The 24,225-nt window shown below is 68.0% G+C and carries 24 protein-coding genes; 16 read left to right on the top strand and 8 right to left on the bottom strand.

The features are described 5' to 3' along the window. The first annotated feature begins 95 nt into the window (after positions 1-95). Positions 96-443, top strand: coding sequence for a hypothetical protein (locus VNO22_02845; protein HXG60290.1), 348 nt, complete (start codon positions 96-98; stop codon positions 441-443). 170 nt (positions 444-613) lie between these two features. Here VNO22_02845 and VNO22_02840 read toward each other — a convergent pair whose 3' ends face one another. Both VNO22_02840 and VNO22_02835 read right to left on the bottom strand, forming a co-directional pair. Next, positions 614-1,198 carry a recombinase family protein gene (locus VNO22_02840; GenBank protein HXG60289.1) on the bottom strand — a complete coding sequence of 195 codons (585 nt, stop codon included), beginning with the start codon at positions 1,196-1,198 and terminating at the stop codon, positions 614-616. Then, positions 1,195-1,602, bottom strand: a complete 408-nt coding sequence (locus tag VNO22_02835; GenBank protein HXG60288.1) for a hypothetical protein — start codon at positions 1,600-1,602, stop codon at positions 1,195-1,197. Before VNO22_02835 ends, VNO22_02840 begins: the two co-directional genes overlap by 4 nt. Before the next feature lie 1,386 nt (positions 1,603-2,988). Here VNO22_02835 and VNO22_02830 point away from each other — a divergent pair. The 3 genes from VNO22_02830 to VNO22_02820 are packed head-to-tail and all read left to right on the top strand — an operon-like array spanning position 2,989 to position 5,076. After that, positions 2,989-3,216: a hypothetical protein gene (locus tag VNO22_02830; GenBank protein HXG60287.1), complete on the top strand. Its 228-nt coding sequence runs from the start codon at positions 2,989-2,991 to the stop codon at positions 3,214-3,216. Between the two features lie 43 nt (positions 3,217-3,259). After that, entirely contained in the window at positions 3,260-4,219 is a 960-nt protein-coding gene (gene gmd / locus VNO22_02825) for a GDP-mannose 4,6-dehydratase (protein ID HXG60286.1), read from the top strand. Further along, positions 4,216-5,076, top strand: a complete 861-nt coding sequence (locus tag VNO22_02820) for an NAD-dependent epimerase/dehydratase family protein (GenBank protein HXG60285.1) — start codon at positions 4,216-4,218, stop codon at positions 5,074-5,076. Before gmd ends, VNO22_02820 begins: the two co-directional genes overlap by 4 nt. Here VNO22_02820 and VNO22_02815 read toward each other — a convergent pair whose 3' ends face one another. From VNO22_02815 to VNO22_02795, 5 genes are all read right to left on the bottom strand, one after another. Then, positions 5,077-6,933 carry a protein kinase gene (locus VNO22_02815; protein ID HXG60284.1) on the bottom strand — a complete coding sequence of 619 codons (1,857 nt, stop codon included), beginning with the start codon at positions 6,931-6,933 and terminating at the stop codon, positions 5,077-5,079. Further along, complete coding sequence (locus tag VNO22_02810) at positions 6,930-7,646, bottom strand: sigma-70 family RNA polymerase sigma factor (protein HXG60283.1); 717 nt, start codon at positions 7,644-7,646, stop codon at positions 6,930-6,932. Before VNO22_02810 ends, VNO22_02815 begins: the two co-directional genes overlap by 4 nt. A gap of 118 nt (positions 7,647-7,764) precedes the next feature. Then, on the bottom strand, positions 7,765-9,645 hold the full coding sequence (locus VNO22_02805) for a hypothetical protein (GenBank protein HXG60282.1): 1,881 nt from the start codon (positions 9,643-9,645) through the stop codon (positions 7,765-7,767). A 17-nt stretch (positions 9,646-9,662) separates the two neighbouring features. After that, complete coding sequence (locus tag VNO22_02800) at positions 9,663-10,505, bottom strand: prepilin-type N-terminal cleavage/methylation domain-containing protein (protein HXG60281.1); 843 nt, start codon at positions 10,503-10,505, stop codon at positions 9,663-9,665. Further along, positions 10,502-10,987 (bottom strand): prepilin-type N-terminal cleavage/methylation domain-containing protein, encoded by a 486-nt coding sequence (locus VNO22_02795; protein ID HXG60280.1) that lies wholly within the window; start codon positions 10,985-10,987, stop codon positions 10,502-10,504. Before VNO22_02795 ends, VNO22_02800 begins: the two co-directional genes overlap by 4 nt. 167 nt (positions 10,988-11,154) lie before the next feature. On the opposite strand from VNO22_02795, the gene VNO22_02790 reads away from it, so the two are divergent. The 11 genes from VNO22_02790 to murA all read left to right on the top strand — a co-directional run bounded on the left by VNO22_02790 (position 11,155) and on the right by murA (position 23,409). Next, entirely contained in the window at positions 11,155-12,495 is a 1,341-nt protein-coding gene (locus tag VNO22_02790) for a HEAT repeat domain-containing protein (protein HXG60279.1), read from the top strand. 75 nt (positions 12,496-12,570) lie between these two features. Continuing rightward, entirely contained in the window at positions 12,571-13,029 is a 459-nt protein-coding gene (locus tag VNO22_02785) for a prepilin-type N-terminal cleavage/methylation domain-containing protein (GenBank protein ID HXG60278.1), read from the top strand. After that, positions 13,026-13,856 carry a hypothetical protein gene (locus VNO22_02780; GenBank protein HXG60277.1) on the top strand — a complete coding sequence of 277 codons (831 nt, stop codon included), beginning with the start codon at positions 13,026-13,028 and terminating at the stop codon, positions 13,854-13,856. Before VNO22_02785 ends, VNO22_02780 begins: the two co-directional genes overlap by 4 nt. Positions 13,857-13,885: 29 nt before the next feature. Next, a complete protein-coding gene (locus VNO22_02775) occupies positions 13,886-15,535 on the top strand; it encodes a hypothetical protein (protein HXG60276.1) in 1,650 nt (549 codons plus the stop codon). Then, on the top strand, positions 15,532-16,812 hold the full coding sequence (locus tag VNO22_02770; protein HXG60275.1) for a HEAT repeat domain-containing protein: 1,281 nt from the start codon (positions 15,532-15,534) through the stop codon (positions 16,810-16,812). The genes VNO22_02775 and VNO22_02770 overlap by 4 nt, the downstream gene beginning before the upstream one ends. Positions 16,813-17,026: 214 nt before the next feature. After that, positions 17,027-18,637, top strand: coding sequence for a hypothetical protein (locus tag VNO22_02765; protein HXG60274.1), 1,611 nt, complete (start codon positions 17,027-17,029; stop codon positions 18,635-18,637). Positions 18,638-18,716: 79 nt separating this feature from the next. Beyond that, positions 18,717-19,109, top strand: a complete 393-nt coding sequence (gene rpmE / locus VNO22_02760; protein HXG60273.1) for a 50S ribosomal protein L31 — start codon at positions 18,717-18,719, stop codon at positions 19,107-19,109. Between the two features lie 30 nt (positions 19,110-19,139). Next, positions 19,140-20,246, top strand: coding sequence for a peptide chain release factor 1 (gene prfA, locus VNO22_02755; protein ID HXG60272.1), 1,107 nt, complete (start codon positions 19,140-19,142; stop codon positions 20,244-20,246). After that, complete coding sequence (gene prmC, locus VNO22_02750) at positions 20,243-21,034, top strand: peptide chain release factor N(5)-glutamine methyltransferase (GenBank protein HXG60271.1); 792 nt, start codon at positions 20,243-20,245, stop codon at positions 21,032-21,034. The genes prfA and prmC overlap by 4 nt, the downstream gene beginning before the upstream one ends. Next, on the top strand, positions 21,031-22,023 hold the full coding sequence (locus tag VNO22_02745; protein ID HXG60270.1) for a DUF2225 domain-containing protein: 993 nt from the start codon (positions 21,031-21,033) through the stop codon (positions 22,021-22,023). The genes prmC and VNO22_02745 overlap by 4 nt, the downstream gene beginning before the upstream one ends. A gap of 84 nt (positions 22,024-22,107) precedes the next feature. Next, positions 22,108-23,409 (top strand): UDP-N-acetylglucosamine 1-carboxyvinyltransferase, encoded by a 1,302-nt coding sequence (murA, locus tag VNO22_02740; GenBank protein HXG60269.1) that lies wholly within the window; start codon positions 22,108-22,110, stop codon positions 23,407-23,409. A gap of 60 nt (positions 23,410-23,469) precedes the next feature. Here murA and VNO22_02735 read toward each other — a convergent pair whose 3' ends face one another. Next, positions 23,470-23,865, bottom strand: coding sequence for a hypothetical protein (locus tag VNO22_02735; protein ID HXG60268.1), 396 nt, complete (start codon positions 23,863-23,865; stop codon positions 23,470-23,472). 120 nt (positions 23,866-23,985) lie between these two features. On the opposite strand from VNO22_02735, the gene VNO22_02730 reads away from it, so the two are divergent. Next, on the top strand, positions 23,986-24,225 hold a 240-nt coding region (locus VNO22_02730), incomplete at its 3' end, for a signal recognition particle receptor subunit alpha (protein HXG60267.1).

The raw sequence follows: 24,225 nt of genomic DNA, 5'->3' as shown, positions 1-24,225 counted from the left end.
CGCTGGACCCCGGGAGAACCCCGGCGCTTGCGAATCTTCCCCACTACTCCGAAGCCCAGGCGTTCGTCCAAGCCGTTCGGGGCGCGTTTGCCGCCGTGGAAACTGACCGCGCGGAGAATCTCTTCGCGGCCATCCTGTCGGTCGGGAACCTGGTCGTAGTCCTCGACGAAAGCCGTTGGTATGCGTCGGCCCACAGCATGCCGCAGTCTCTCCGGCGCGTGTTGAGGATTCATCGGGCGCTTGGCGTGGACCTTTACTTCACGACCCAGCACGTTGCGGATGCGGCCCAAGAGCTTTGGGCGGTGACCGACGTCCTGCTGGTTTTCCGGACGTTGTCGCCCCGGGCGCGGGACTACCTGCGGCGGGAGTTCGGCGTTGCGCGGGATCCCGTTGACCTTGAGCGGGGGGAGTTCATTGAGCTTCGGATGGGTTTAGGGATCTAGCAGAAAAAAAAGCCCGACTAAATTTTGTCGGATTCCCCAGCGGAAAAAAAGCCGGGAAGAAACCGGGAAAAAAGGACTACTTTTCTTTTCGGCGGAGCCTGTCCGCCCTCTTGTCTTCCCTATCAGGCCGGGAAGCTGGCATCAGTGGCAACATGGTTCGGTCTTCCCTATCAGGCCGGGAAGCTGGCATTCATGGCCCGGCGCAGCGTCGGAATCGACACCCGGTATTCCTTCGCCAGGGCGCGGAGACTCGCCCCCTCCTCCAGGCGGGAACGGAGGACTTCCGCCCCCGGAAGCGGGACCGGCGGACGTCCGATGCGGACTCCGTTCTGCCGCGCCAGGCGCATACCCGCCGAAACGCGTTCCGCGATAAGCGAGCGTTCGAATTCCGCTACCGCCCCGACCACGGAGAAGAGCAGTTTCCCGGTCGGGGAGGAGGTGTCGATGGGTTGGTCCGTGGCCACCAGGTCGACCTTCAGGCGTTCAAGTTCTTCGATGATGCCAAGAAGATGCCGGAGGGAGCGGCCCAGGCGGTCCAGGCGCACGACGGCCACGACGCTGAATTCGCGGCGGCGGACCCGGGCCATCATGGCGTCCAGGGCGGGACGGCTCGAGCGGGAGCCGGAAATTCCACGGTCGACGAATTCTTCGGCGGTCCACCCGCGGGCGGCGGCAAAATCCCGGAGCCGGGCAAGCTGGATGTCGGCGTTTTGGTCGGCGGTGGAAACGCGGGCGTACAATGCGGCTCTGGTCATCTGGTCCCCCTCACTGCACATTGTGCAGTTCGCAGAACGTTCTCGCGAACCCAGTCCAAAATTTCGAGGAAGGCAGGTTCCCGGCTCCACAAAGCCGCCAGGGCTTCGGAAAACCAATCGACAACGGCCCGGTCCCATGCGGTCCAGTGGCCCCAGCCCGGGCGGCGCGGATCAGCCCACGGCGGAGACTCCGGGACGATCAGGCCGCGAGGTGGGAATTGCGGACGAAGAATCTGTTCCGGGTCGCCCCACGCGAAGTCCACGGCCCGGCGGGCAATGTCCTGCACCGTCTCGAGGTTGAAAAACTTCAGGCGGCGCAGGCGGCGGCGCAGTTTGTCCCGGAGCGGGTCCGATAGCCGGATGCCGATGGCGGACTCGGTGGCGTTGACGGCACGGTCCAGCACGTGTCGGAGCCGCAGGGACTGCACACGGTGCAGTTTGTGAGACCGGGGGGAGACCCCCCGGATCCCCCCCGGACGCTCAGGCTTCGCCTTCGCGTCATCGATACTTTCTACAAATTTGTTTTTGTCAGGAGAGAGGGGAAGGGAAGAAAATGGCGATACCGTGCTTATATACAGCTTATCAAGAGCGGGGACGGGGACGGGTTCGGGAGCGGGGGCGGCGTCCAGCTCCCGGCGTCCCGCGGCCAGGACCCGGCGGACAGCCCGGGACCCGTCCAGGACCCGCCACGCGGGGAGGGGGGACGATACCGGCAGTTGCTCGGACTTGACTAGGTATCCCGAAAGCCGGTCCGCTGTCCCGTGGCGTACGGGCTGGATGGCGTGCTGATGGCCCAGGCGGTGCTTCTGGAGGAGAACCTGGATTGCCCGGCCCAGGCCATCCAGGCCGTCGAACCCGCGGCGGTCAGTGTCCCGGCGGCGGCCACGGCCCACGGGAGCCCGACGGGCCACCCAGCCCCCCTCCGGAGCCCGAAGCAAGATGTCCGCGTGGGGCAGGCCATTCTCAGTTTGCGCGAATACGCGGACGTATTCCACGTCACCGTAGACCCGCCGGAGGTCCCGGACGAGCCCGGCCACCGAGTCGGTGAACGTCATCCACGTCGACCATGCGCCGGTACCGGTCCGGAGCGGGTCCGCGGTGACCACGAGATAGACCCATTCCCCCGGGAGGTCCGCCAGCACCCGCGCCAAGGCCCGGGAGGTCCGGTACTGCCACCGGCGGCGGCACCGGGTGCAACGCCAGGCCCCACGGCGTCCAGAACACGTCACGGCCCGCAGGGTGTACTCACCCGTATCGGGATCCGGGATCATGGCCCGCAGCTCCCGAGTTTGACAAGCTTTGAATTTTTCGGCGGAAGGGTGGACGTCGGACGGCGTGCGGGACCGACGATATCCACGGCGGGGATACACCGGGACCAGGTCATCGGTCGCATTTGCCGCTGCTTCAAAGGCCGATTCCACCATGCCGTTTTCGGGCGGACCCGAGGGCCGGATATGGTGGAACCGCACCCCCGGGCCGCCAGCAAAAATTTACGCAAATTTTTTCTCGGAATCAAGAAAAATTCAAAAAATTTTTTGACAAAAAAAGACTTTACGAATCATAAAAGTGGTGACAAAATCTGCGCCGAAAAGTGTGACAATCGGTCGCGGCCCACTAGGGACCCCCACCAGGTCCGCCGGTTCAGGACCTGGTGGGGTCACACCCGTGGAGGTTCGACTCCTCTCGCGCCCACTTTCACCTCCCTGTCCCCCGCGCCCGGAAAAGGCGCGGCACGCTCCGGTCCCCATGAGCTATAATCCCCACCGTACGGAGGGAGGCCGCGCCATCCCATGAAGAAATGGAATATCCTCGTGACCGGCAACGACGGACGCAAGTTCTACCAGAATTTCCACGTCATCGAACGCGACGCCGAGGCCGCCAAACGTTACCTCCTGGATAACTTCCCCTTCCCCAAGCTCCGGCCGACCATCGAAATCCAGGAAATCGAGGAGCTCGAGGACGCGGAGCTCTTCCTGCCGGGGGTGGTCTACAAGTCCGGCAAGGCCTACTTCGCGTAATTCGTTTCCCGAGCCCCCAGGGGCGCCGCTATAATCCGCGCCCATGAAGCGAGCCCTCATCACCGGCATCACCGGCCAGGACGGGTCGTATCTGGCGGAGTTTCTCCTCGAGAAAGGCTACGAGGTCCACGGCATGGTCCGGCGGGCCTCCACCGAGAATTTCGAGCGGATCGCTCACCTCCGCGACCGCCTCCGCCTCCACCAGGCCGATCTGCTCGATCAGCTTTCCCTCATCGAGCTCCTCAAGGAGGTCCGGCCGCAGGAGGTCTACAACCTCGCCGCTCAATCCTTCGTGCCGACCTCCTGGGTCCAGCCCGTCCTCACCGGAGAGTTCACCGCCCTGGGCGTCACGCGCGTCCTCGAGGCGATCCGGCTCGTGGACCGGAAGATCCGCTTCTACCAGGCCTCTTCGAGCGAAATGTTCGGCAAGGTGCAGGAAACGCCCCAGACGGAAAAGACCCCGTTCCACCCGCGCAGCCCCTACGGCGTGGCCAAGGTCTACGGACACTTCATCACGGTGAACTATCGCGAGTCCTACGGTCTCTACGCCGTCAGCGGGATTCTCTTCAACCATGAGTCCCCCCGCCGCGGAATGGAATTCGTCACCCGCAAGATCTCCCACGGGGTCGCCGCCATCAAGCGGGGACTGCAAAAGGAGCTGCGCCTGGGCAACCTCGAGGCGCGGCGCGACTGGGGCTTCGCCGGCGACTACGTGCGCGCCATGTGGCTCATGCTCCAGCAGGACGAACCCGAGGACTTCGTCGTGGGCACCGGCGAGAACCATACCGTCCGGGAATTCTGCGAGCTCGCCTTCGATCACGTGGGGCTGGACTGGAAAAAATACGTCGTCGTGGACAAGGACCTCTTGCGCCCCGCCGACGTCCATACCCTCCTCAGCAACCCCGCCAAGGCCCGCCGGAAGCTGGGCTGGAAGCCCGAAGTCTCCTTTCCCGAACTCGTGCGCATGATGGTGGACGCGGATCTGGAGAGGCTGCGCCGTTGAGCCGTTCCGCCCTCGTCACCGGCGCCGGCGGCTTCGTGGGCCGCTGGCTGGTCGCCGCCCTTCGCGAAGAAGGCTGGAAGGTCCACACGCTCGACCGCCGCGGTCCGGCCGACGTCCAGGGCGACCTGGCGACGCTCTCCCTGCGCCGCCTTCCGCGCGTCGAGGCGGTCTTCCACCTGGCCGGATTCGCGCGCCCGGCGGCGTCCCTGCGCGCCGCCGGCGAGACCTACCGGGCCAACGCGGTCGGCACCGCGCGCCTGGCCCGCCACGCCCGCGCCGAACGCTTCATCCTGGCCAGCTCCTGCCAGGTCTACGGCTTCCCGCCCCGCCGCGTGGACGAGTCGGCCCCCCTCCATCCTCCGAACCCCTACGCGGCGAGCAAGCTCTGCGCCGAGGCGCTGGCGCGCGCCGCGCGGCCGGACGCCGTCATCCTTCGCCCCTTCAACCACACCGGACCGGGCCAGTCCCCCGATTACCTCTGCCCCCGGATCGCCCGGCAAGTCGCCCAGGCCGAGGCGGGCCGCCGGCCGCCGATCCTCGAAGTGCAGGATCTGGCGCCGCGGCGGGATTTCTTCGACGTGCGGGACATGGTCCGCGCCTACCGGCTGGCCGCCGAACGCGCCCGACCGGGCGAAATCTACAACGTGACGGGCGGCCGGGCCTTCTCCGTGGAAGAGATCGTCCGGATCTTTCTTTCGCTCGCCCGCCTCCGCCTGCGGGTCCGCGGCCGGCACGGAGAACCCACGCTTCTTTCCGGAAACGCCGCGAAGTTCCGGGAAGCGACCGGCTGGAGAGCGGAAATCCCTCTTCGGCGCACCCTGGCGGATCTTCTGGAGTACGAACGCGCCCGCCTGTAGCTACCGGCCGAGCTCCGCCCGCCGGCGCTCCGCTTCGGCCAGAAGAAGCCATCCCGGCGGCGCCGCCTGGATCGCCTGCGCGAAGGCTTCGCGGGCCCCGGCGCGGTCGCCCTTCCCGGCCAGCGCCACACCGTGGTAATACCGGAGGATCGCCTGCCCCGGCCGAAGCTCGACCGCCCGCCCCAGCCGCGCCGCCGCCTCCTCCCACCGCCCCAGGTCGCACGCCGCGACGCCCAGCACGAGAAGCAGAAGATCGTCCCCCGATGCCTTGGCAAGCGCCGCCGAACCCGCCCGCAGCGCCTCTTCTTTGCGTCCCGAGGCGTAGAGGAGAAGCGCTTCCGCCGGATCTCCCTTGCCGGGACGGGCGCGCTCCAGACGCCCCCGGGCCATCCCCAGCCAGTCCATCTCCCGGCGGCCCTCCAGGTGACGGCGCAGCCAGATCCGCGCCAGACCGATTGCCCCCTCCGGCACGTCCCGCTCGGCCTTGCGGTATTCCTCCTCCGCCAAGGACTCCTGGCCCGTCAGCTCGTAGCAGCGACCGATTCCGGCGGACGCCTCCGGGAGCTCCCTCCCGGCGATTTTGGCCGCATACCGGAAAAGCGCCGCCGCGCTGTACGCGGCGCTGCGGATCCGGTCCGCGTCCGCCGTCTCCGCCGAGGCGAGGAGCGCCTCCACCCGCGCCAGCTCGCCGCGGGCTTCGTCGAGCATCGAACGGACTTCGGCTTCCCGCGTCTCGGCGCGCCCCCGCCAGAGGATCCCCCCCGCCACCGCCCACGGGAGAATCCCCGCCGCCAGGACCGCCGCCCACGCCTTCCACGTGAGCCGGGACCGATCCGCCCCCTCGAGGTACCGCCGCAGATCCCCGGCCATCTCGGCCATCCCCGGATAGCGCCGGGCCCGGTCGCGCTCCATGGCCCGTTCGACGATCCGCCGGAGGCGCGCGGGCACCCCGCGAAGCGGCGCCGGCCGCGCCTCCAAAACCTTGCGGCCGATCTCGTCCGCGTCGCGCCCCGAAAAAGGCGGCCGCCCCGTCAGCAGGTGATAGAGCGTCGCGCCCAGCGAATAGACGTCCGTGCGGGCGTCGAGCGCCTCGCCGCGGATCTGCTCCGGACTGGCGTACTCGGGCGTCCCCGAGACGGCCCAGAGCGAGGCTCCCGATCCGCCGGCGATCGCCAGTCCGAAATCGGCCAGGACCGCGCGGCCGGTCTTTTCGACGAGGATGTTGGCGGGCTTGACGTCCCGGTGGATGACCCCCTGCGCATGAGCATACGCCAGGGCCTGAGCGACCTCCCAGGCCAGGCGCGCGGCCTCGCGGGGCGCCAGCGGCGGCCGCGGCGGGGCCCCTTCGACGTAGGGCATCACGAGATAGGCCCGGTCCCCGTGGCGGCCTCGTTCGAAGATCGAGATGATTCCCGGGTGCGAGAGACGGCCGGCCATGCGGCCCTCCCGCTCCAGGCGCTGAGTCTGATGGCCCACGTGGTCCTTGAGGAACTTGATCGCCACCCAGCGGCCGAGCGACCGGTCCCACGCTTTCCAGACCTCCGCCATGCCGCCGGCGCCCAGGACCTCCGTCAGGATGTAATGCCCCACCAGCCGCGCCGGATCCTCCGCGGCGCGGGCCGCCTCCGGAGGCAGCGCCGGCTGCCGCAGCCGCGCCGCCTCCTCCGCGGTGAGGTACCCGCGCTCGATCAGAAGCTCGTCGAGCGGACGGCCCGTGCGGTCCTGCTCGCGGATGCATTCCTCGAGCTGCGCGGGGGTGATCCGGCCCTCGGCCAGCGCGCGATCGGCCAGAGGTCCGCCGGCCGCCGGCGCGAGAAACCGCGAGAGGCCGCGGAAGGCGCGCGGATCCACCTTCATGAGCGCCATCCCCGGAAGAGGGCGTCCAGCTCCCGGCCGATCTCCGCCTCGTCGGCCACGTAGCGGCGGATCTCCTCGGTGACGATGCGGCGAAGCTCGGCGCGGGCATCCTGGAGGTGATGGGCCACCTGGGTTTCGGTTTCCCCCATCTCGCGGGCGATTTCACGGACGGAGGCGTCCTCGAGGTGGAACCGGCGGAAGGCGGCGAAGACCTGGGGGCGGCACGAGCGGCGGAGGGCGTCGATCGCGCGCTCGAGAAGCTCGCGCGCCCACTGGGCTTCGAAGGCCGCCTGGGGATCGGCCGGATCGGACGCCCAGGAGGGATCGCCGTCTTCCGCGTCCAGGGAGATCGGCAGGCGGCCGCCGCCGCGCTTGGCGGCGTGGGCGGCGCGGGCGTCGTTGGCCAGGAAGTTCCGAAGAGAAGTCAAAAGCAGCTTGCGGAAGTTGCCGCGCTCGGGAGCGGCGCGCTCGAGGAGGCTGCCCTCCAGGAGATGGACGAAGAACGCCTGGGTGAGGTCCTTGGCGTCCTCGTTGGAGCGCTGCCAGGCGATGCGGATGTATTTGTACACCGGCCGCCAGTACAGCTCCACCATCCGGTTCAGGTAGGCCTGAGCGCGCGGGTCGCGGGGATCCCGAAGACGCGCGATCAGGGTCCACGCGGTCTGGGGAAACTGGCTGGCTCCGGGCCGGAACGCGGTATCCTGCTCCGCCATGCGCTTTCGGATCTCCGGAAGGGCGCCCCCGGTGGAGATTATATCCCGGGAAACGTCCGCAAAGGAAAACGGCCCCGGACCGGCGAGGGGCCGGCCGGGGCCGCGGAAGACGCGCGGGTCAGGGCAAGCCGCCGCTCGCCGTCCGCACGAAGCGGTACATCTCCTCGTACACGGTGCGTCCCGTCGAGATCACGTTCAGGAAACCCGGAGGCTTGGGCTTTTCCGGATCGGCGAAGTCCGTGTCGAAGTTCCAGTCCCGGTTGGGAGGCACATAAACGCCCGACTGCCCCCAGAGGCCGTCGGCGATGTAGCTTCGCCAGAGGTTGATGAAGGACCCGCGGATGGTGCACCGCTTTCCGCTCCAGTTCTCATGGAATCGGGGGAGGTTCTCCCACCCGCCGCTGTAAGCTCCGCCCCCGTCGGGCGTAGGCACCTGACCTGTGATGATGGCCATGTTGTAGGTGGTGTCGGACGCCGTGGGAATCCGGCTGCCGTTGACGGGCTTGCTGTTGTCCCAGGCGTTCGAAAGGAGGTTTACCGCGTCGGCGATGACGGCCGCCGGCTGCTTCCGGGCGGGATTCGTGGGGGCGTTGAAGTCTCCCTGGACGTAGACGGGGCCGTTGGAGGCGATCGTGACGCCGCCGTTGCCCAGCTCCTTGCCGTTCTTGATCAGAACTCCCTCGGGAACGGCGGGCGGCGTCGGGGGCTGGTCGGGACCGGGCGGCAGGGGGTTCCTTTCGCGGTAGGCGTACAGAACCCCGTTGCTCGGATAATAGCCGGATTGCACGAGCTTCTGCATGTCCACGACCGTGACGGGCACCTGGGCCGTCTTCGATTCACGGGTATCCGAGATCGCGCTCGTCGTCAAGGCGCCGGCCGTGACGAGGGTCGAGGTCACGTCCCGCTGCCCGCGGCCGTCGTTGAAGAGCGCGCGGGTTCTTCCGGCGCTGTCGGTGACGATCACCAACCCGTTCGAGCCGGCCGAAGGGTTGGCCGCCTCCCTGTAGAAATGCCCTCCCTGGGGCTCCCAGGACGTCGGGGGAAGGATGGATCCCGGGCTGGGAATTTCCAGGCGCGTGGCCCCCGTGGTGCGGCTCTTCACGCCCAGGGCCTGAAGGGCGGCCGAGTCGTTGGGCCAATTCGGATTGTCCGTCGGGGGAGCCGCGCCGTTGTCGGTCGCGCTTTCCAAACTGGTGCCCCACGTCACGCTCGTCCTGCCGTCCATGGAGCGGATGCGAACAGGGCCGCCGTTCTGTGTGTACGAACCGTTGTCCTTGCGATGCCGGTAGATCTCCCCGGCCGCCTGAACGGACGTGGTGTAGAGATCGATGCTCGTGCCCGCCGCGATGTAAAGATCCGCGTTCGTGTGGATCTTGCCCGTGCCCGTCCAGGCGGGACCGGGCAGGAACTCGAGATCCATGTTCGAGCTTCCGTAGAAGACCAGGAAGTTGAAGAGCGAAATCGCCTCCAGCTCCACGTTGCGGATGACGTAGCCGAGCGAGTTTCCGAGACGCACTTCCGACTCGATCTCGAAATAGACCTCCGCCTCGGACGTCGCTCCGCCTTGCGGCCGCAGCTCGTTATATTTGGTCGCCACATAGTCGCCGGGGACGCCGCCGATGAAGACGCGGTCCTGAGGGCGGGAGGGACGGATCTGGAACCTCGGCCGCGCGGGCTCGCCGGAGGAGGTCGGCGGCGGAGACGGCAGCTGCCGGTACGTCACCTGGCGGCCGTTGATCGTGAACGTGGCGCTCTGCATGCTGTCCGCGCCCCGGAAGACGCCGTTGGCATACGCGGTGCGGAGCATGTTGACCACCTCCTCGACGGTGGCCTCGGCCAGGTAGGTGGCCCGCATCTTGTCGCGCATCACCGTCACGGCCCGCGACTGGTTCGTGCTGATCACCATGAAGGCCGACGCGACGCCGCCGACGAGCACGACGATGAGGAGCATCGCGATCAGCGACAGACCGCGTTCCCGGACGTGCCGGCGATACCTCATGGATCCGCTCCTTAAAACTATCGGTCGATCGACCGCAGATTCACCGTGCTGGACTGCCGCATCCGGAGCAGCCGCCCCTGCATGTCGACGCTCCGCATCCAGAGCGTGACGCGGATCTGATGAAGACCCAGGGGCTGTCCGAGCTCCGGGTCGTTGGCGAACTCGGGGGAGGTGGGATACGCCCCCGTCAGAAGCTGGGTCGCGGGGCCGGACGACTGGAAGACGATCCGCTCGACCCCTCGGGCCATGGTTCGGCTCCGCAGGAGCGTCCGCGGGGAGGAGGCATCGTATTCCCGGAGCTGAAGCTCGTTGCGCGCAGGATCCTGCCGCTGCGCGGCGGTGCGCGCCTCCGGGTCGGGAACGAGCACGACGGCGTAGACGTCCGTCCTTCCCGGAACCCCCTGGGATCCCCACCGGGTGAACCCGTCGGACCCCACGGGACGACCGCGCGGATCGCTCGGGTCGGCCGGCCCGGGAAGCATGAACGCCATCTCGACGCTGCGTCCTCCATAGCCGTAGGGATCCGGACTTCCATAAACAACGGCGGGATTATCCGTGTTCAGGGCGGACAAAGAGCCCGACCACGGATTTCCGTCCTGAACGAAAAGCGGCGGTTCGTCCGCGTCACGGATGCCGTTGCGGTTCAAGTCCGCCGGACCCGATGTCTTAAGAAGGCTGGTCAGCTCCTGGAGCGTGCGGATCGCTTCGAGCTGCAGCTTCATGCGGGCGCGAAGGTTCTCGTCCCCGCGCACCGTGGCCACGATCACCGCGTAGGTCCCGGCCACGACCACCGCCGTAATCGCCAGGACGATGATCGCCTCCAGAAACGTAAAGCCCCCGTCCCGCCGCCGTGCCTTCACTTGGACCTCCGCAGAACCACGCTTTCGCGCTGGGGCAGTCCTTTATGGTTGGTAAAGGTCATCACGATCTCGTATTCCAGCCAGTCGGGGTCGGCCGCCGTATTGCCTCCCCAGGCGCGATGCACCATCCAGACGCGCTCGTTTCTCAGAACCCGGCGATTGCCGCTGTGATCCCAGTACTTGGCGAAACGATGGGTCGCCGGGTTCGGCCGGGTTTCGCCGCCCACGACGACGGGCTGCGGGTAGCCGTTCGGAAAGTTCGTCAGAAAGGCCGCGCCGAAGGGTTCGGCGAACGTGTCCTCGATCGCCGCCTGGAGATCCACGATCGCCAGCCGCATCTCTTCCGAAGAAGCGCTCAGCTGGCTGGAGCTGTGCATGATCCCGAGGAACGCCAGAAGGACGAACGCCAGCACCGTGATCGAGATCATGACCTCGATCAGCGAGAGGCCGGAACTCCCTCCCCAACCGCGTCGAACCCGCACGGTCGCACCTTCCCTTTCTACCCTCGTCTCATAGATACACGATTTTCCCGGAAATCGGCGGGAAAGTTTGAAAGGACCCGCCCGGCGCGGCCGTCTCCGATAAGATTTGCGATCCCGCCGGACGCAGGCTATCCTTAAAAGTCGGGATTCCCAGGGAGGACGGAACCATGTTCGAGACCGGGGCGCTCTGGATCGGGCTGGTCCTCTCCGGATCTCTCGCCTCCCCTCAGGAAGACCGCACCGAAGTCCGCTTCCAGCGCGTCCACCTCAAGAACGGCAACTTCCTCGACGGACTCATCGTCCAGCAGACCTCCCGAGAAGTGGTCCTCAAGATGAAGTTCGGCGAGATGCGCATCGCCGCAGACCAGATCGAGCGCATCGAGGCCATCAAGCTCCGGAGCGTCGGCGAGAAGGCCGAGGAGCTGACGCCGCCCCGTCGTCCGTCCCCGCCGCCCAAGGACGATCCCGCCGGCCGCCGCGACCCCTTTGCCCGCCCGCCGGCGTCCCGTCCGCCCACGCCGCCCCCCGGTCCCCCGCGAACGGCGGGCCCCCGCACGCCCGACTCCCTCTTCAGCCCCCGCCCGGAGACGCGCGAACAGGTGGACCCTCTCCTCCGTCAGCTCGAACGGTCCGACCCGGAGCAGCGCGACCCGATCGTTCAGCGCCTCGTGGAGCTCGGCGGCGAGACCGCCCCCTATCTGGCAAGCCTCATGGAAAAGGTGGACCGCGAGATCCTCGTCTATGTCGTCAACGCGCTCGAGTCCCTGCGGGACCCGCGGAGCGTCCCCGTCCTTTACCGGCAGCTTGAAAGCCCGAGCGCCCTCGTCCGCCAGAACGCGATCCATCTGGTGACCTCCATCGCCGGAGCGGAAGCCGCCCCGCGTCTCACGCTGCTCCTGCGGGACCCGGATCCGTCCGTGCGCGCCGCGGCGGTGTCGGGCCTCCAGACGATCGGCGACCGCGACGCGTTCGACGCGCTGGCCCCGCTGGCGGCGGACCCCGACCGGGAAGTCCGCACGCGCGCGCTCGGAGCCCTGGCCGACCTGGCGCGGCGACACGACATGGGAGATCTCTTGAGCACGACCTTGGAGACGGCGGCGGAGCGCGCGCAAGGAGCCGCGCTTCTGGACGTCCTCGCCTCCCTGGGACACACCGGGCAGCCGCGCGTCTGGACCACGCTCGTCCGATACCTCGATCACGACGACGCCGACGTGCGCGCGGCCGCCGTCACCGCCCTCGGAACCCTCGGGGGACGCGATTCGGGCCCGGCCCTTGTGGCGCGCCTTCCCGTCGAGCAGGACCGCGCCGTGCGGGTCGCCCTGGCCCAGGCGGTGCAGAAGCTCGTCCTTCGCGACGCGACCGAGACGCTCATCGAATGGCTGGAGGACTCCGACGTCGAAGTCCGGGTCTCGTCGCTCCGGGCGCTCCGGACGATCACCGGCCAGAACCTGGGGGCCGATCCGGCCCCTTGGCGCACCTGGTGGGAAGAGAACAAGCCCAAGCGGTAGCCCGCCCTCCGCGCCGTCCGCTCGGATTTCTCCGCTGATCCCATTGCAAATGGGTTATAGTATCCTGGAGCCCGAATGAAGATGACTCTGATGAACGAGCCGGCCGCCGCGACCTTCCGCCCGCCCCGACACCGCCGGGGCCTGACCCTGATGGAACTCATGGTCGCCCTCGGAGTGGTCGCGATCGCCCTTTTCGGCGCGGTGAGCATGATCCTGCACACCGTCCGGGCCAAGGAATACACGCGCGAGCTGGACGTGGCCAAACACGCCGCCGCCACGAAGCTCGAGGAGCTCCGCGTGCGGCCCTGGACCGAGGTCTCCAACCCCTCCTCGTCCCTTTATCAGCCCTTTACCGTCGAAGGACTCAATCCTCCGAAGACCAACGGCGGGCGCCACGGCCTGGCGCGGATCCGCAACCTGGGCCCCGGCGGCGTCCCGACGAACGCCAACCTCATCGACGTCGAAGTCACGATCCAGTGGGTCGGCGTCCGGGGTCCCTCCCAGTACTCCATGAGGAGCATGTACTCGCCATGAGCCGAACGCCGCGACGCCGCCGGGCGGGGATGAGCCTTCTCGAGGTCTCGATCGCTTCGATCATCCTCGTGCTGGTCGTGCTCATGACCCTCAGCGTCATGATCGCCGCCTCCGGAACGGCCGCCAAAGGGACGATCGGGTCCGACCTCGAGACGCGGGGGCGTGCGTTCATCGACTTCTGCAAATCTCAGTTCATGACCGCGCGCTTTTCGGACCTTTCCTCCTTCAATACGCTTCTTCGGTACCAGATCCCCGTCAGCCAGAACGCCGCCGGCCAGGTCCAGTTCGGTTACTCGGTCGCTTCCGGCTACAACGATCCCTCCGGCGTGGGGAAAACCTGCGTCCTGCGGTTCGAGGCGGATTTGGCCATCCGGGAAAGCTCCTCGGCCCCCATCACGGCCCAGGCGACCAATACGGCGGGGCTCCCGCTCCTGCCGGTGCTCCAGACCCGCGTCGCGAATCTCGACGTCAACCGGGACGGAGACCGCAACGACACCTTCGTCCGGGGCAAGATCGTTCAGTACGTCCTGGCCGCCACGGGACTCGTGGAACGCCGGTCCGTCCTGAGCGATCAGGCGATGCTGGCGGTCGCCTCCTCCGGCCGGTTTAACGGCGACTTCGACGGCTCGGCCGCGACTCCGGCCGACCGGGATTGGCTCTTCCGCTACGTGGACGCAAGCGGAGCCACCATCACCAGCGCGACGCCCGGAACCAATTCCGCGGGAATCCGCGTCACCGTCCACCACGGCACGTGGGACGACACGGGCAAGAACTTCATGGTGCGGCGGGCTACGGAAATGATCTACTTCAGGAACGATCAGCCATGAGAAACAGCGCTCGATCGGGGAGGAACACCATGCGGAAAAACGCGCGCGAACGCCGCCGGGGCAGCGCCCTGCTCACCTCCACCATCATTGTGGTGCTTGTCGTGGGCCTCGGGGGCGCTTTTCTCTCTCTGACCCTTTCTCGATCCCGGGCTCAGCATTCCGCCATCCTGGCGGACGAGGCCATGACCGTGTGCGAGGCGGGACTCGAGATGGCCCGCCGGGCCCTGGTCGAATGGCGCAACCGCGACGCTTCCGCATGGAACGAGCTGCTCCAGTACTGCCGCGATCTGGAACAGCAGCTCTCCGGAACGGTGAGCGATCCCTCCCAGACCACCACGTCTTCCATGCAAGGTTCGTTTCAGGGGCCCGGGGGCGGATCCTCCCCGTCCCTTTCCCCCATCGTGAGCTGGAAGCTCACGAGCCTTCCCTACATCAAGCAGGAATACTTCGAGGCCCTCAAGAAAGACTCCCGGTTCCGTACCTACAGCCCCGACGCGTCCAATAACACCGTCGTGCCCTCTAACTACAAGGATCTCCTCGGCCGGAATTTCCCCTTCAACAAAGGGGCCTATCATATCGTGATGGTGGACAACGACGACGTGCACGGAAACGGAGTGGACGACGACGGCGATGGAGATCGCTGGAACCCGGACACCCCGGCGGAACAGGCGGCCGCCAACCGGGATCCCGCGATCGACGGGGACCGCTCGGTCTTCCTGATCGTCACGGCCACGCTCCGGGACGGCACCCAGCGGCAGATCGTCTCTTTCGTCGAATATCCGTCGACCAACCCGGTGCCGCCCGGCGCGGTGCTCTCCAACGGAACGATCAACCTCCAGGGAGCTTTTCAGATCCTCGGCGCGAAGGGAATGGTTCAGGCCAACGAGGACGTGCGAGGGAATGGAAGCGCCCAGGCGGTGGTTCAGCAATCCATCAACGCCAGCGGTACCGCCTCGATCACGATGAGCAATCGCCCTCCCGGCGGGATCAATTCCAATCAGCCCCCCATTCCGATCGATCGGGTGGATCTCTCTTATTACCTCTCCCCCACGTATGAAAATCGGTCGGCCATCGTCATCCTGGGCCGAAACGGCGGCTTCTATAAAATCGACGCCGCCGGCAACCGCGTCCCGGCCACCGATGCGACCTATCCGTTTTCCCGATCCGTCGACAGCCAGACCGGCCGCTCCACCTGGACGATCAGCGGCAGAGGCTCGGTTCCTCCGCGGATCTACTTCGTCGAGGGCGATTTCAAGATGACCGGCCAGGGCAATACTTCGCCCTACGAAATGACGCTGATCGTGGACGGCCACGTCCATCTGGGCGGCAACAGCAAATTCGCCCCGTGGAAAAAGCCGGACGGAAGCTCCTCAAACACGCTTGTGATCGCCAATGGGGACGTCCAACTTCGCGGAACGGGCACGTCCGGCACCGTCCAGTACCAAGGGGTCGTCCTGGCCAACGAACAGGTTGAAGCGCGCGGAAACTACACGCTGGAGGGCTCGCTCATCGCCGTCAACGCCACGGACACGCCGGGCTCGCTCGTCTCCACCGGAAGCACCGTCGAGCCGGATCTCACCGTGGGCGGCAGCGTCACGATCACGTACGACGGCAAGAGCACGATCCTCCCGCCGCCGGCCCGCGCCCTCATCGTCCGCAGCGTCCGGAGGGTCCAGTGAGGGGCGCCTTCGCCGGCGTCGCGGGATTCCTGGTGGGCGCGTTCGTTCTCCTGGCGCGCCCCGCCCTCGGCCAGGACGGCTCCAGGGACGACGTCCGCTTCCACCGGGTCCATCTCCGCAACGGGAACTTCCTGGACGGCCATCTCGTCCGCCAGGACGGTTCCAAGATCGTCCTGCGCATGTCGGCCGGCGAGATGATCATTCGGCGGGATCAGATTGAGCGGATCGAATTCGTCAAGCTCCGCAGCCTGGGCGAGCCCGCGCGGGTCGTCCCCAAGCCGTCGCCGGTCGGCGAGGCGCCGGCCGCCGCCCGGACCTCCGAACCCTCCGGAAATCCTTCCTCCGAAGCATCGAACCGCTCCTCCGCCAAGACCGATCCTTTCGAGGCCCGCCTCAAGGACGCCACGCCCGAGCGCCGGAAGGAGATGATCCTTCAGGCCGCCGAGGGCCGCGCCGACCCGGCCGCCTTCCTGACCGACCTCCTGGCGCGCGCGGACGCCGAGATCCGCCCCGCCGTTTCGGCGGCCCTCCTCGAGAAGAAGGACAAGGCGGCCCTTCCGGCGCTCGAGAAGCTCCTGCGCCACCCCGCGGGGGACGTGCGCGCCGAGGCGGCGCGCCTTCTGGGCGAGTTCGGCGAGCCCGGACGCGCCGCCCTCGTCCGGCCGCTCCTGAAGGACGCCCAGCCGGGCGTGCGCGCGGCCGCCGCCGCGGCCCTCGAACGCCTCAACGATCCGGACGCCTTCGACGCTCTCTCCGAGCTGTGTCTCGACGCCGACCGTTCCGTCCGAGGCCAGGCGATTCTCTCGCTTTCGACCCTGGCCGAGAAGCAGGGCCGCGGCGAGGATCTCCTGCGCGTCCTCGGCGAGGCCGTGGAGCGCGCGCGCGGCGAAACGCGCGTGGATCTCGTGGCCGCCCTGGCCAAGTCCACGAACAAGACGTTGACCCCGCTTTTCTCGAGGCTCCTCGTGGCCGAGGAGCCTCTCGTGCGGGCCCATGCGGCGCTGGGGCTGGCCACGGTCGAGGCGCGCGATCTCGAGGACCAGATCGTGGAGCGCCTGGCTCTCGAGCGCGATTACTGGCCGAGGGTTCAGCTCGCCGAAACCGCCAAGACCCTCAGGCTCCGCAAGGCGGTTCCGGTGCTCATCGACTGGCTGCTCGACCCCGATCCGAACATGCAGCAGGCGGCCAGCCGGGCCCTCCGCGGCATCACCGGACAGTCCATCGGCCTGGACCACGAGCGCTGGTCCGACTGGTGGAAGCGGTCGCAGGAACAGTAATTCCTCCGCGTCCCTTCACCCCTCCGCTCCGCCCGGTAACCCAAAATTTTTGCGCTGATTACATTGACAATGGGTTATACAAGAGACAGAGGACTTGAGGAGGGAAGGCGGGGGATGCCGCCCGCCGCCGGGACGTTTTTCTCCGACCCCTCCGGCGAGCGCCGTTCTCCCCGGTCCGTTCGGCCTCCCGGGTCCCGCGCGAGAGGAGGCAGCGATGACGAACAACCGGCACGCGCGCATCCGTGGGAGCGCTCTCCTGACTTCGACGATCGTGGTGGTCCTCGTCGTGGGCCTCGGAGGCGCCTTCCTGTCCCTGACGCTCTTCCGGACCCGCGCCCAGCACGCGGCCCTCCAGGCGGACGAGGCCCTCCTCATCTGCGAAGCCGGCTTCGAGCGGGCGCGACGCGCCCTCCTCCACTGGCGCAACGCCAACCCGGACGCCTGGAACGACGCCCTGGCCTACTGCCGCCAGCTCGAAGAAGAGCTTTCCGGACAGGCTCCGGGACCGGGTTCCGGAGCTCTCTCCGAGGGCGGGCTCTCGCCCATCAACCCCTGGAGGCTCACCCGCCTTTCCCATGTCCGGCAGGAGTACTTCGAAGACCTCCAGAGAGATCCCGCCTTCCGATCCTACAGCCCCGATTCCACCGACAACACCCTCATCCCCTCCGACTTCCGGGAGTTCCTGGCCGTCAACATCCCGTTCGGCAAGGGCGCCTACCACGTCGTCATGATCGACAACGACGACGAGCACGGCGACGGGATGGACGAGGACGGCGACGGAGACCGCTGGGAAGTCGAGAATCCCGAGGACGCCGGCCAGGCTCAGCGGGACCCCGCCATCGACGGCGATCGGACCGTCCACGTCACCGTGACCGCCACGCTCCGCGACGGCACCCAGCGGCAGATCACCGCGACCGTGGAGTACCCGCGCAAAGACCCGGAGCCGCCCGGCGCGGTCCTCTCGAACGGCTCGATCAACCTCCAGGGCGCCTTCAAGATCCGCGGAGCCAAGGGCCTGGTCCATTCCAACGAAAATGTCACGGGCAACGGCAGCGCCCAGGCCGAAGTCTCCCAGTCCGTCACCGCCAGCGGCACCGCCTCGATCACGATGAGCAATCCGCCCCCCGGCGGCATCCGCTCCAACCAGCCCGCTCTGCCGATCGACCGCGTCAACGTCACCGACTACATCTCCGCCGAATACGAATACCGGGACTGGGTCGTCATCCTGGGCCGCGACGGCCGGTTCTACAGGGTGGACGCGGCGGGAAACCGGGTGGCCGCAACCGACGCCACGTACCCCTTCACCGGCTCGGTGGACGGCACCACCGGCCGCTACACCTGGACGATCAGCGGCGGCGCCTCCGTCCCGCCGCGCATCTACTACGTCGAAGGCGATTTCAAAATGACCGGAGCCGGAAGCTCCTCCCCCTACGAAATGACCCTGATCGTGGATGGCCACGTCCACCTGGGCGGCAACAGCAAGTTCGTCCCCTGGAAGAAACCCGACGGCAATTCCTCCAACACGCTCCTCGTCGCCAACGGGGACGTCCGGCTGCGTGGAACGGGCTCGGCCGGCACCGTGCAGTACCAGGGCGTCGTCCTGGCCAACGAGCAGATCGAGGCCCGCGGCAACTACACGCTCCAGGGCGCCCTCCTGGCCGTCAACGCCACCGATACCCCGGGCTCCCTCGTCTCCACGGGAAGCATCGTAGAGCCCGACCTCACGGTCGGAGGAAGCGTTCAGATCGAGTACGACGGCAAAACCACGATCCTCCCGCCGCCGGCCCGGTCCCTTATCGTCCGCGGCGTACGTCGCGCGCACTGATCCTCCCCTGGTCGCCCTGAGCGCGGCCCCCTCCCGGGGGCCGCGCTTCAGGGCCCTTTTTGTTGATTTCGACGGGGCCGTGTGCTATCTTCCCCACCCCATGAAGAAGGGCATTCACCCCGAATACAAAGAGGCGACCGTCGTCTGCGGCTGCGGGAACACCTTCAAGACCCGCTCGACCAAGGAGCGTATCGCCGTCGAGGTCTGCTCGAACTGCCATCCGTTCTACACGGGCAAGCAGAAGTTCGTGGACACCGCCGGCATGGTCGAGAAGTTCCAGCGCAAATGGCAGGGCCAGGCCGCCCAGAAGGCCAAGGAAACCGCCGCCAAGCCCGCCTCCCGGAAGCCCGCGGCGCCGGCCAAGACGCAGGCCACCCGCGCCCAACAGACGATCGCCGCCACGCTCGGCACCCCCAAACCCGCCGGCCCCGCCCCCGCCAACCCGCAGGAAGGGCCGGCCCGGAATCCGTAACCCCGCTTCTCCCCTCCCCGGGGATACTCCATGCTTGAGCAGATCCGCCAGAAGGTCGACCGCTTCGAGGAAATCGAACGACTCCTCGCCGATCCCGCCGTGGCCTCCCAGCCCGCCCGCTACGCCGCCCTCATGAAGGAGCGCGGCCAGCTCCAGCGCGTGGTCGCCCCTTATCGCGAGCTGGAACGGGTCCAGAAACAGAAGCGCGAGGCCCAGGCGCTCCTCGAAGACCCGGAGCTCAAGGCCGAGGCCCGGGCCGAAGTGGCCGCCCTCGAGACGCGCGAGGCCGAACTGATCGCCCAGCTCGAAGAGATCGCCCTCACCGCCGACCCGCACGCCGCCCGGAGCGTCATCGTGGAAATCCGCCCCGGCGTCGGAGGCGAGGAGGCCTGCCTCTTCGCCCGGGAGCTCCTCGAAATGTACATGCGCTACGCCCAGCGCAAGGGCTGGCAGGTCCAGCTCATGGACGTCGTCCACACCGACCTCGGGGGGCTCAAGTACGGAACCCTCGCGATCGAGGGCGAGGACGTCTACAAGCACCTCAAGTACGAGACCGGCGCCCACCGCGTCCAGCGCGTGCCCAAAACCGAGGCGAGCGGGCGCATCCATACCTCGATCGCCACGGTGGCCGTCCTCCCCGAGGCGGAAGAGGTCGAAGTCGACATCAAGCCCGAAGACGTCCGCGTGGACACCTACTCGGCCGGCGGGCCCGGCGGCCAGCACGTCAACAAGACCCAGAGCGCCGTGCGCCTGACGCACCTGCCCACGGGGATCGTCGTGCAGTGCCAGGATCAGCGTTCCCAGACGCGTAACCGGGAGCTGGCCTGGCGCTGGCTCCGGGCCCGCCTCTACGAGCACTACGAGGAGCAGCGCGCCCGCGAGCGGCGCGAGCTCCGCCGCACCCAGGTGGGCACCGGCGACCGCAGCGAGAAGATCCGCACCTACAACTTCCACGACAACCGGATCACCGACCATCGGATCGGCTTCACCGTCCATCAGCTCGACGCCTTCCTCAAGGAGGGAGAGCTGGACGAGATGATCCGGAAACTCCAGGAGGCCGAGCGCCGCAAGAAGCTGGAGGCCCTCGGCAAGAAGCCGTCCGGACCCCCCTCGGAACCGGATCGCGCCGGACCGTGAACCTTCTCACCGAAGCGGCCAAATACCTGCGCGACCAGGGGATCGCGAACCCCGAACCCGACGTCAAGCTCCTGGCGGCTTTCGCCGCCGGGCGGCCGCTCCGAACCGCGCTCGGCGCCCCGCCCCCTGAATTCACCCGCGAACAGGAAGCCCGCTTCCGGCGCCTGGTCGCCCGACGCGGCGAACGGCGGGAGCCCGTCGCCTACATCGTCGGCACCGAGGAATTCTGCGGACTGGAGTTCGAAGTCACTCCCTCCGTCCTCATCCCCCGCCCGAGCACGGAAACCCTGGCCGAGGCGGCCGGGGTCCCCGGACGCTTCCTCGAGGTGGGCACGGGATCCGGGGCCGTGGCCGTGACCCTGGCCGTCCGCGGCGCCCGCGGCGTCGCCACCGACGTCTCGGAGCGGGCCCTCGAGATCGCCCGCCGCAACGCCCTCCGCCACGGCGTGGCCGACCGGATCGAATTCGTCCAGGCCGATCTTTTCGCGCCGGGGTCCTACGACCTGGTGATCTCCAACCCGCCGTACGTGGCGACGCCGGAATTCGCCTCCCTTCCCCCCGAGGTGCGGCACGAGCCGCGCCTGGCCCTCGACGGGGGACCCGACGGAATGGAGATCCTCCGGCGCCTCGTCTCGGGAGCGCGCGCCTTCGCCCCGCGGCTCCTCGTGGAGTGCGCTCCCCATCAGACCGCGGCCGTCGCGGATCTCGCCTTACGCTCCGGCTTCCGCGACGTCCATATACTGAAGGACCTCGACGGGTTCGACCGGGTCGTGGAGGCCGGGGCATGAAGGCGATCCTCGCGGCGGCGCTCCTGGGAGCGGCCGGAGCGGACGAAAAGCGATCGGTCGAGGCGCTCTGCCCCGTGGACGGTTTCCGGTTCACGGCGGTGGAGATTCTCTCGACCAATTCATGGGGCGGCCGCGACGCGGACGGCTGCCCGCACGCCTTCAAGACGACGCCGCTGGAGTTCCTGGCCTGGGTCTGCCCCTCCTGCGGGTTCGCGGGGCTCAAGAAGGATTTCTCGGCCGCGCTGTCCGACGAGGAGCGGCGGCGCCTTCGCGAGGGCCTCAAGCCGGCCGTTCCGCTGCGGCGCGGGATGCGCCAGGACGAGATCCCCGGCCACGTCAAGTTCGATCTTCTGGCGCAGACGGCTCGACTCCGCGGGGCGCCGCCCGCCGAAGTGGGGCGCGCGTACCTTTACGCCTCCTGGAGCGCCCGGCAGCAGGGGGCCCCCGCCCTGGACGACTTCGAGGAGTGGAAGGCCCTGCTCCAGCGCGCGGGGCTCCACCGACTGCCGCTCGAGGTCGGCCGCCGCAACCGGACCGAGCTGGAGCTCGAGGCCGCCGCGCGGCTGGAGGCGGATCTCCGGGCCGGAAAAGCCGTGGGCGCCCCGCGCGCGCTGGCGCTCTACTTCGCCGCCTGGCTCTACCGCCGCCACGGGGAAAACGCGGACGCCGCGCGCCTGCTCGAGGCGCTTTCCCCGCACGAGGCGGAAAACTCCGTGGTGGCCCAGGCGGCCGCCCGCCTGCGCGCGTCCCTTCCCCTGGAGCGCGCCTACCAGGAGAAGGCGGGCGCCGCCTACGCGGCCGCGTTCGAATCGGGGGCGCTCGACCCCCGAACCGCCGCGGAAACCGCGTACCTTGTGGGCGAGCTCCACCGCCGCCGGGGCGACGCCGCGGCGGCCGCCGCGTGGTACGACCGGGCGCTCGGAGCCCCGGGAGCCACCCCCGAACTCAAGACGCTCGCTTCCGCCCAGAAGGCGCGCCTTCCGCGCTGACCCCGGGCGAAGATCCGGACGAGGGTCCTTGCTTTTTGTATTTTATGATTTATAAATTATGACGAACGCGAGAGGGGGACATTCATGGACGCTTTCGTCATCGAAGGGGGCCGCCCGTTGCGCGGCTCCGTGGAAGTCCGCGGATCGAAAAACGCCGCCCTCCCCATGATGGCGGCGTCGCTGCTCCTTTCCGACGGAAAACTCGTCCTTCGCCGCGTTCCCGACCTGCGCGACATCAAGACGATGGTCTCCGTCCTCCAGCAACTCGGCGTCCGCGTGGACCGCCGCGGGGACGAGATGACGCTTCAGGTCCTCAGCGAGAAAAACTGCCGCGCGCCTTACGAGCTCGTCTCGCAGATGCGCGCCAGCGTCTGCGTCCTGGGACCCCTCGTCGGCAAGCGCCGCCGCGCCGAAGTCTCCATGCCCGGCGGATGCGCCATCGGCGACCGCCCCATCGACCTGCACCTCAAGGGCCTGGCCGCCCTCGGCGCCTCCGTCGCCGTCGAACACGGCTACGTGATCGCCACCGCCCGCCGCCTCCAGGGCGCCACCATGTACCTCGGCGGCCCCTTCGGCTCCACCGTTACCGGCACCGAAAACGTCCTCATGGCCGCCGTTCTGGCCCCCGGGACCACCGTCATCGAATGCGCCGCCTGCGAGCCGGAAGTCCAGGAACTCGCCCGGCTCCTCGTCCGCATGGGCGCCCGCATCGACGGCATCGGAAGCCCCCGCCTCACCGTCCACGGCGTCCGCAAACTCCACGGAACCGTCTGGGACGTCATCCCCGACCGCATCGAGGCCGGCACCTTCATGGCCGCTGCCGCCATGACCGGCGGAGACGTCTCGATCGAGCGCTGCACCCCCGACCACCTCATGTGCGTCATCGAGTGCATGCGCCAGGCCGGCGTCCACATCGAGACCGGCCCCGACTGGATCCGCGTCATCGGAAACGGCCTCTTCCGCCCCGTCAGCGTCGCCACCCTCCCCTACCCCGGCTTCCCCACCGACATGCAGGCCCAGTTCATGGCCCTCATGACCCGCGGCGAGGGCATCTCCATCATCACCGAGCGCATCTACCCCGAGCGCTTCAACCACGTCCCCGAGCTCGGACGCATGGGGGCCAACATCCGCCGCGAAGGTCCCAGCGCGATCGTCATCGGCGCGCCCAAAGAACTTTCCGGCGCTCCCGTCATGGCGAGCGATCTCCGGGCCGGCGCAGGGCTTCTCGTGGCGGCGCTGGCCGCCCGCGGACAGACGCTCCTTCAGCGCGTCTACCACATCGACCGCGGCTACGACCAGATCGAAAAGCGCCTGGCGGCCCTCGGCGCCCGCATCAAGCGCGTGGACCTCAAGCCGGAACCCGTCGCCTTCCGCGAGGCGGTGTAGAAAAAAAGGCGCGCCCCCCGGCGTTCGGAGAGCGCGCCCTTCGGATGACCCGGTTTTCCGCTACGACCCGGCGCCTTCCTTCTTCTTCTTCACCGGCGCCGTCGCTTCGTCGAACTTCTTCTTCTGCTCGTCGTCCTTGCAGATCTCCCGGAGCTTCCCCAGAACCTCGGCGCGCAGGGCCTTGACCTCCTGCATCACCGCCTTCCGGTCCGCCTCCGGCGTCTCCTTCATCTTCTTCTGAAGCTCGGCGATCTTGTCCTTGTAGCCGGCCAGAACCTCGTCCGCCTTCTTGCACTGCTCGTCGTCGAACGCAACCTTCTCCTTCAGATCCGCCGGCGTCGGAAGCCCCAAGGCACGCCCGGGCTTCTTGTCCTGCTTTTTCTCCTCCTGAGCCGCGGCCGCGACCGCCAGCGCCAGCCCCAGGGCCAGCGCCCCGGCCCATCGTCCAAGACCCATCGCCTCCTCCTTTCCAATTCATCCGATCGTCCCGCTCCTTCCATTCAACCCCGCCCTGCGCCCCCCGGTTGCGCCGGATCAGCCTTTGCCTTCCGCCCCTCCGGTCCGTAGAATGCCCCCATGTTCGAATCCCTGACGGAATCCCTCGGCGCCGTTTTCCGGAAACTCTCCGGCCGCGGGCGCCTGACCGAAAGCAACATCGAGGAGGGCCTCCAGGAAGTCCGCCGCGCCCTCCTCTCGGCCGACGTCAACTTCAAGATCGTCAAGGACTTCATCGAACGCGTCAAGGCCAAGGCCGTCGGCGCCGAAGTCCTCAAGAGCGTCAACCCCACCCAGCAGTTCATCTACATCGTCCAGAAG

This window comes from Planctomycetota bacterium, from assembly GCA_035574235.1.
GTDB lineage: Bacteria > Planctomycetota > MHYJ01 > MHYJ01 > JACPRB01 > DATLZA01.
The sequence above is the reverse complement of the archived record's forward strand: the minus strand, read 5'-3'. Positions and strand labels throughout refer to the sequence as shown.

What these genes read in the sequence shown, in the direction of transcription:
- VNO22_02805 (HXG60282.1), bottom strand. Translation starts at nt 9,645, where the DNA reads ATGAGGTATCGCCGGCACGTCCGGGAACGCGGTCTGTCGCTGATCGCG.
- VNO22_02830 (HXG60287.1), top strand. Translation starts at nt 2,989, where the DNA reads ATGAAGAAATGGAATATCCTCGTGACCGGCAACGACGGACGCAAGTTC.
- gmd (HXG60286.1), top strand. Translation starts at nt 3,260, where the DNA reads ATGAAGCGAGCCCTCATCACCGGCATCACCGGCCAGGACGGGTCGTAT.
- VNO22_02840 (HXG60289.1), bottom strand. Translation starts at nt 1,198, where the DNA reads ATGACCAGAGCCGCATTGTACGCCCGCGTTTCCACCGCCGACCAAAAC.
- prfA (HXG60272.1), top strand. Translation starts at nt 19,140, where the DNA reads ATGCTTGAGCAGATCCGCCAGAAGGTCGACCGCTTCGAGGAAATCGAA.
- murA (HXG60269.1), top strand. Translation starts at nt 22,108, where the DNA reads ATGGACGCTTTCGTCATCGAAGGGGGCCGCCCGTTGCGCGGCTCCGTG.
- VNO22_02765 (HXG60274.1), top strand. Translation starts at nt 17,027, where the DNA reads ATGACGAACAACCGGCACGCGCGCATCCGTGGGAGCGCTCTCCTGACT.
- VNO22_02810 (HXG60283.1), bottom strand. Translation starts at nt 7,646, where the DNA reads ATGGCGGAGCAGGATACCGCGTTCCGGCCCGGAGCCAGCCAGTTTCCC.
- VNO22_02745 (HXG60270.1), top strand. Translation starts at nt 21,031, where the DNA reads ATGAAGGCGATCCTCGCGGCGGCGCTCCTGGGAGCGGCCGGAGCGGAC.
- VNO22_02785 (HXG60278.1), top strand. Translation starts at nt 12,571, where the DNA reads ATGAAGATGACTCTGATGAACGAGCCGGCCGCCGCGACCTTCCGCCCG.
- VNO22_02780 (HXG60277.1), top strand. Translation starts at nt 13,026, where the DNA reads ATGAGCCGAACGCCGCGACGCCGCCGGGCGGGGATGAGCCTTCTCGAG.
- VNO22_02735 (HXG60268.1), bottom strand. Translation starts at nt 23,865, where the DNA reads ATGGGTCTTGGACGATGGGCCGGGGCGCTGGCCCTGGGGCTGGCGCTG.
- VNO22_02815 (HXG60284.1), bottom strand. Translation starts at nt 6,933, where the DNA reads ATGAAGGTGGATCCGCGCGCCTTCCGCGGCCTCTCGCGGTTTCTCGCG.
- VNO22_02790 (HXG60279.1), top strand. Translation starts at nt 11,155, where the DNA reads ATGTTCGAGACCGGGGCGCTCTGGATCGGGCTGGTCCTCTCCGGATCT.
- VNO22_02775 (HXG60276.1), top strand. Translation starts at nt 13,886, where the DNA reads ATGCGGAAAAACGCGCGCGAACGCCGCCGGGGCAGCGCCCTGCTCACC.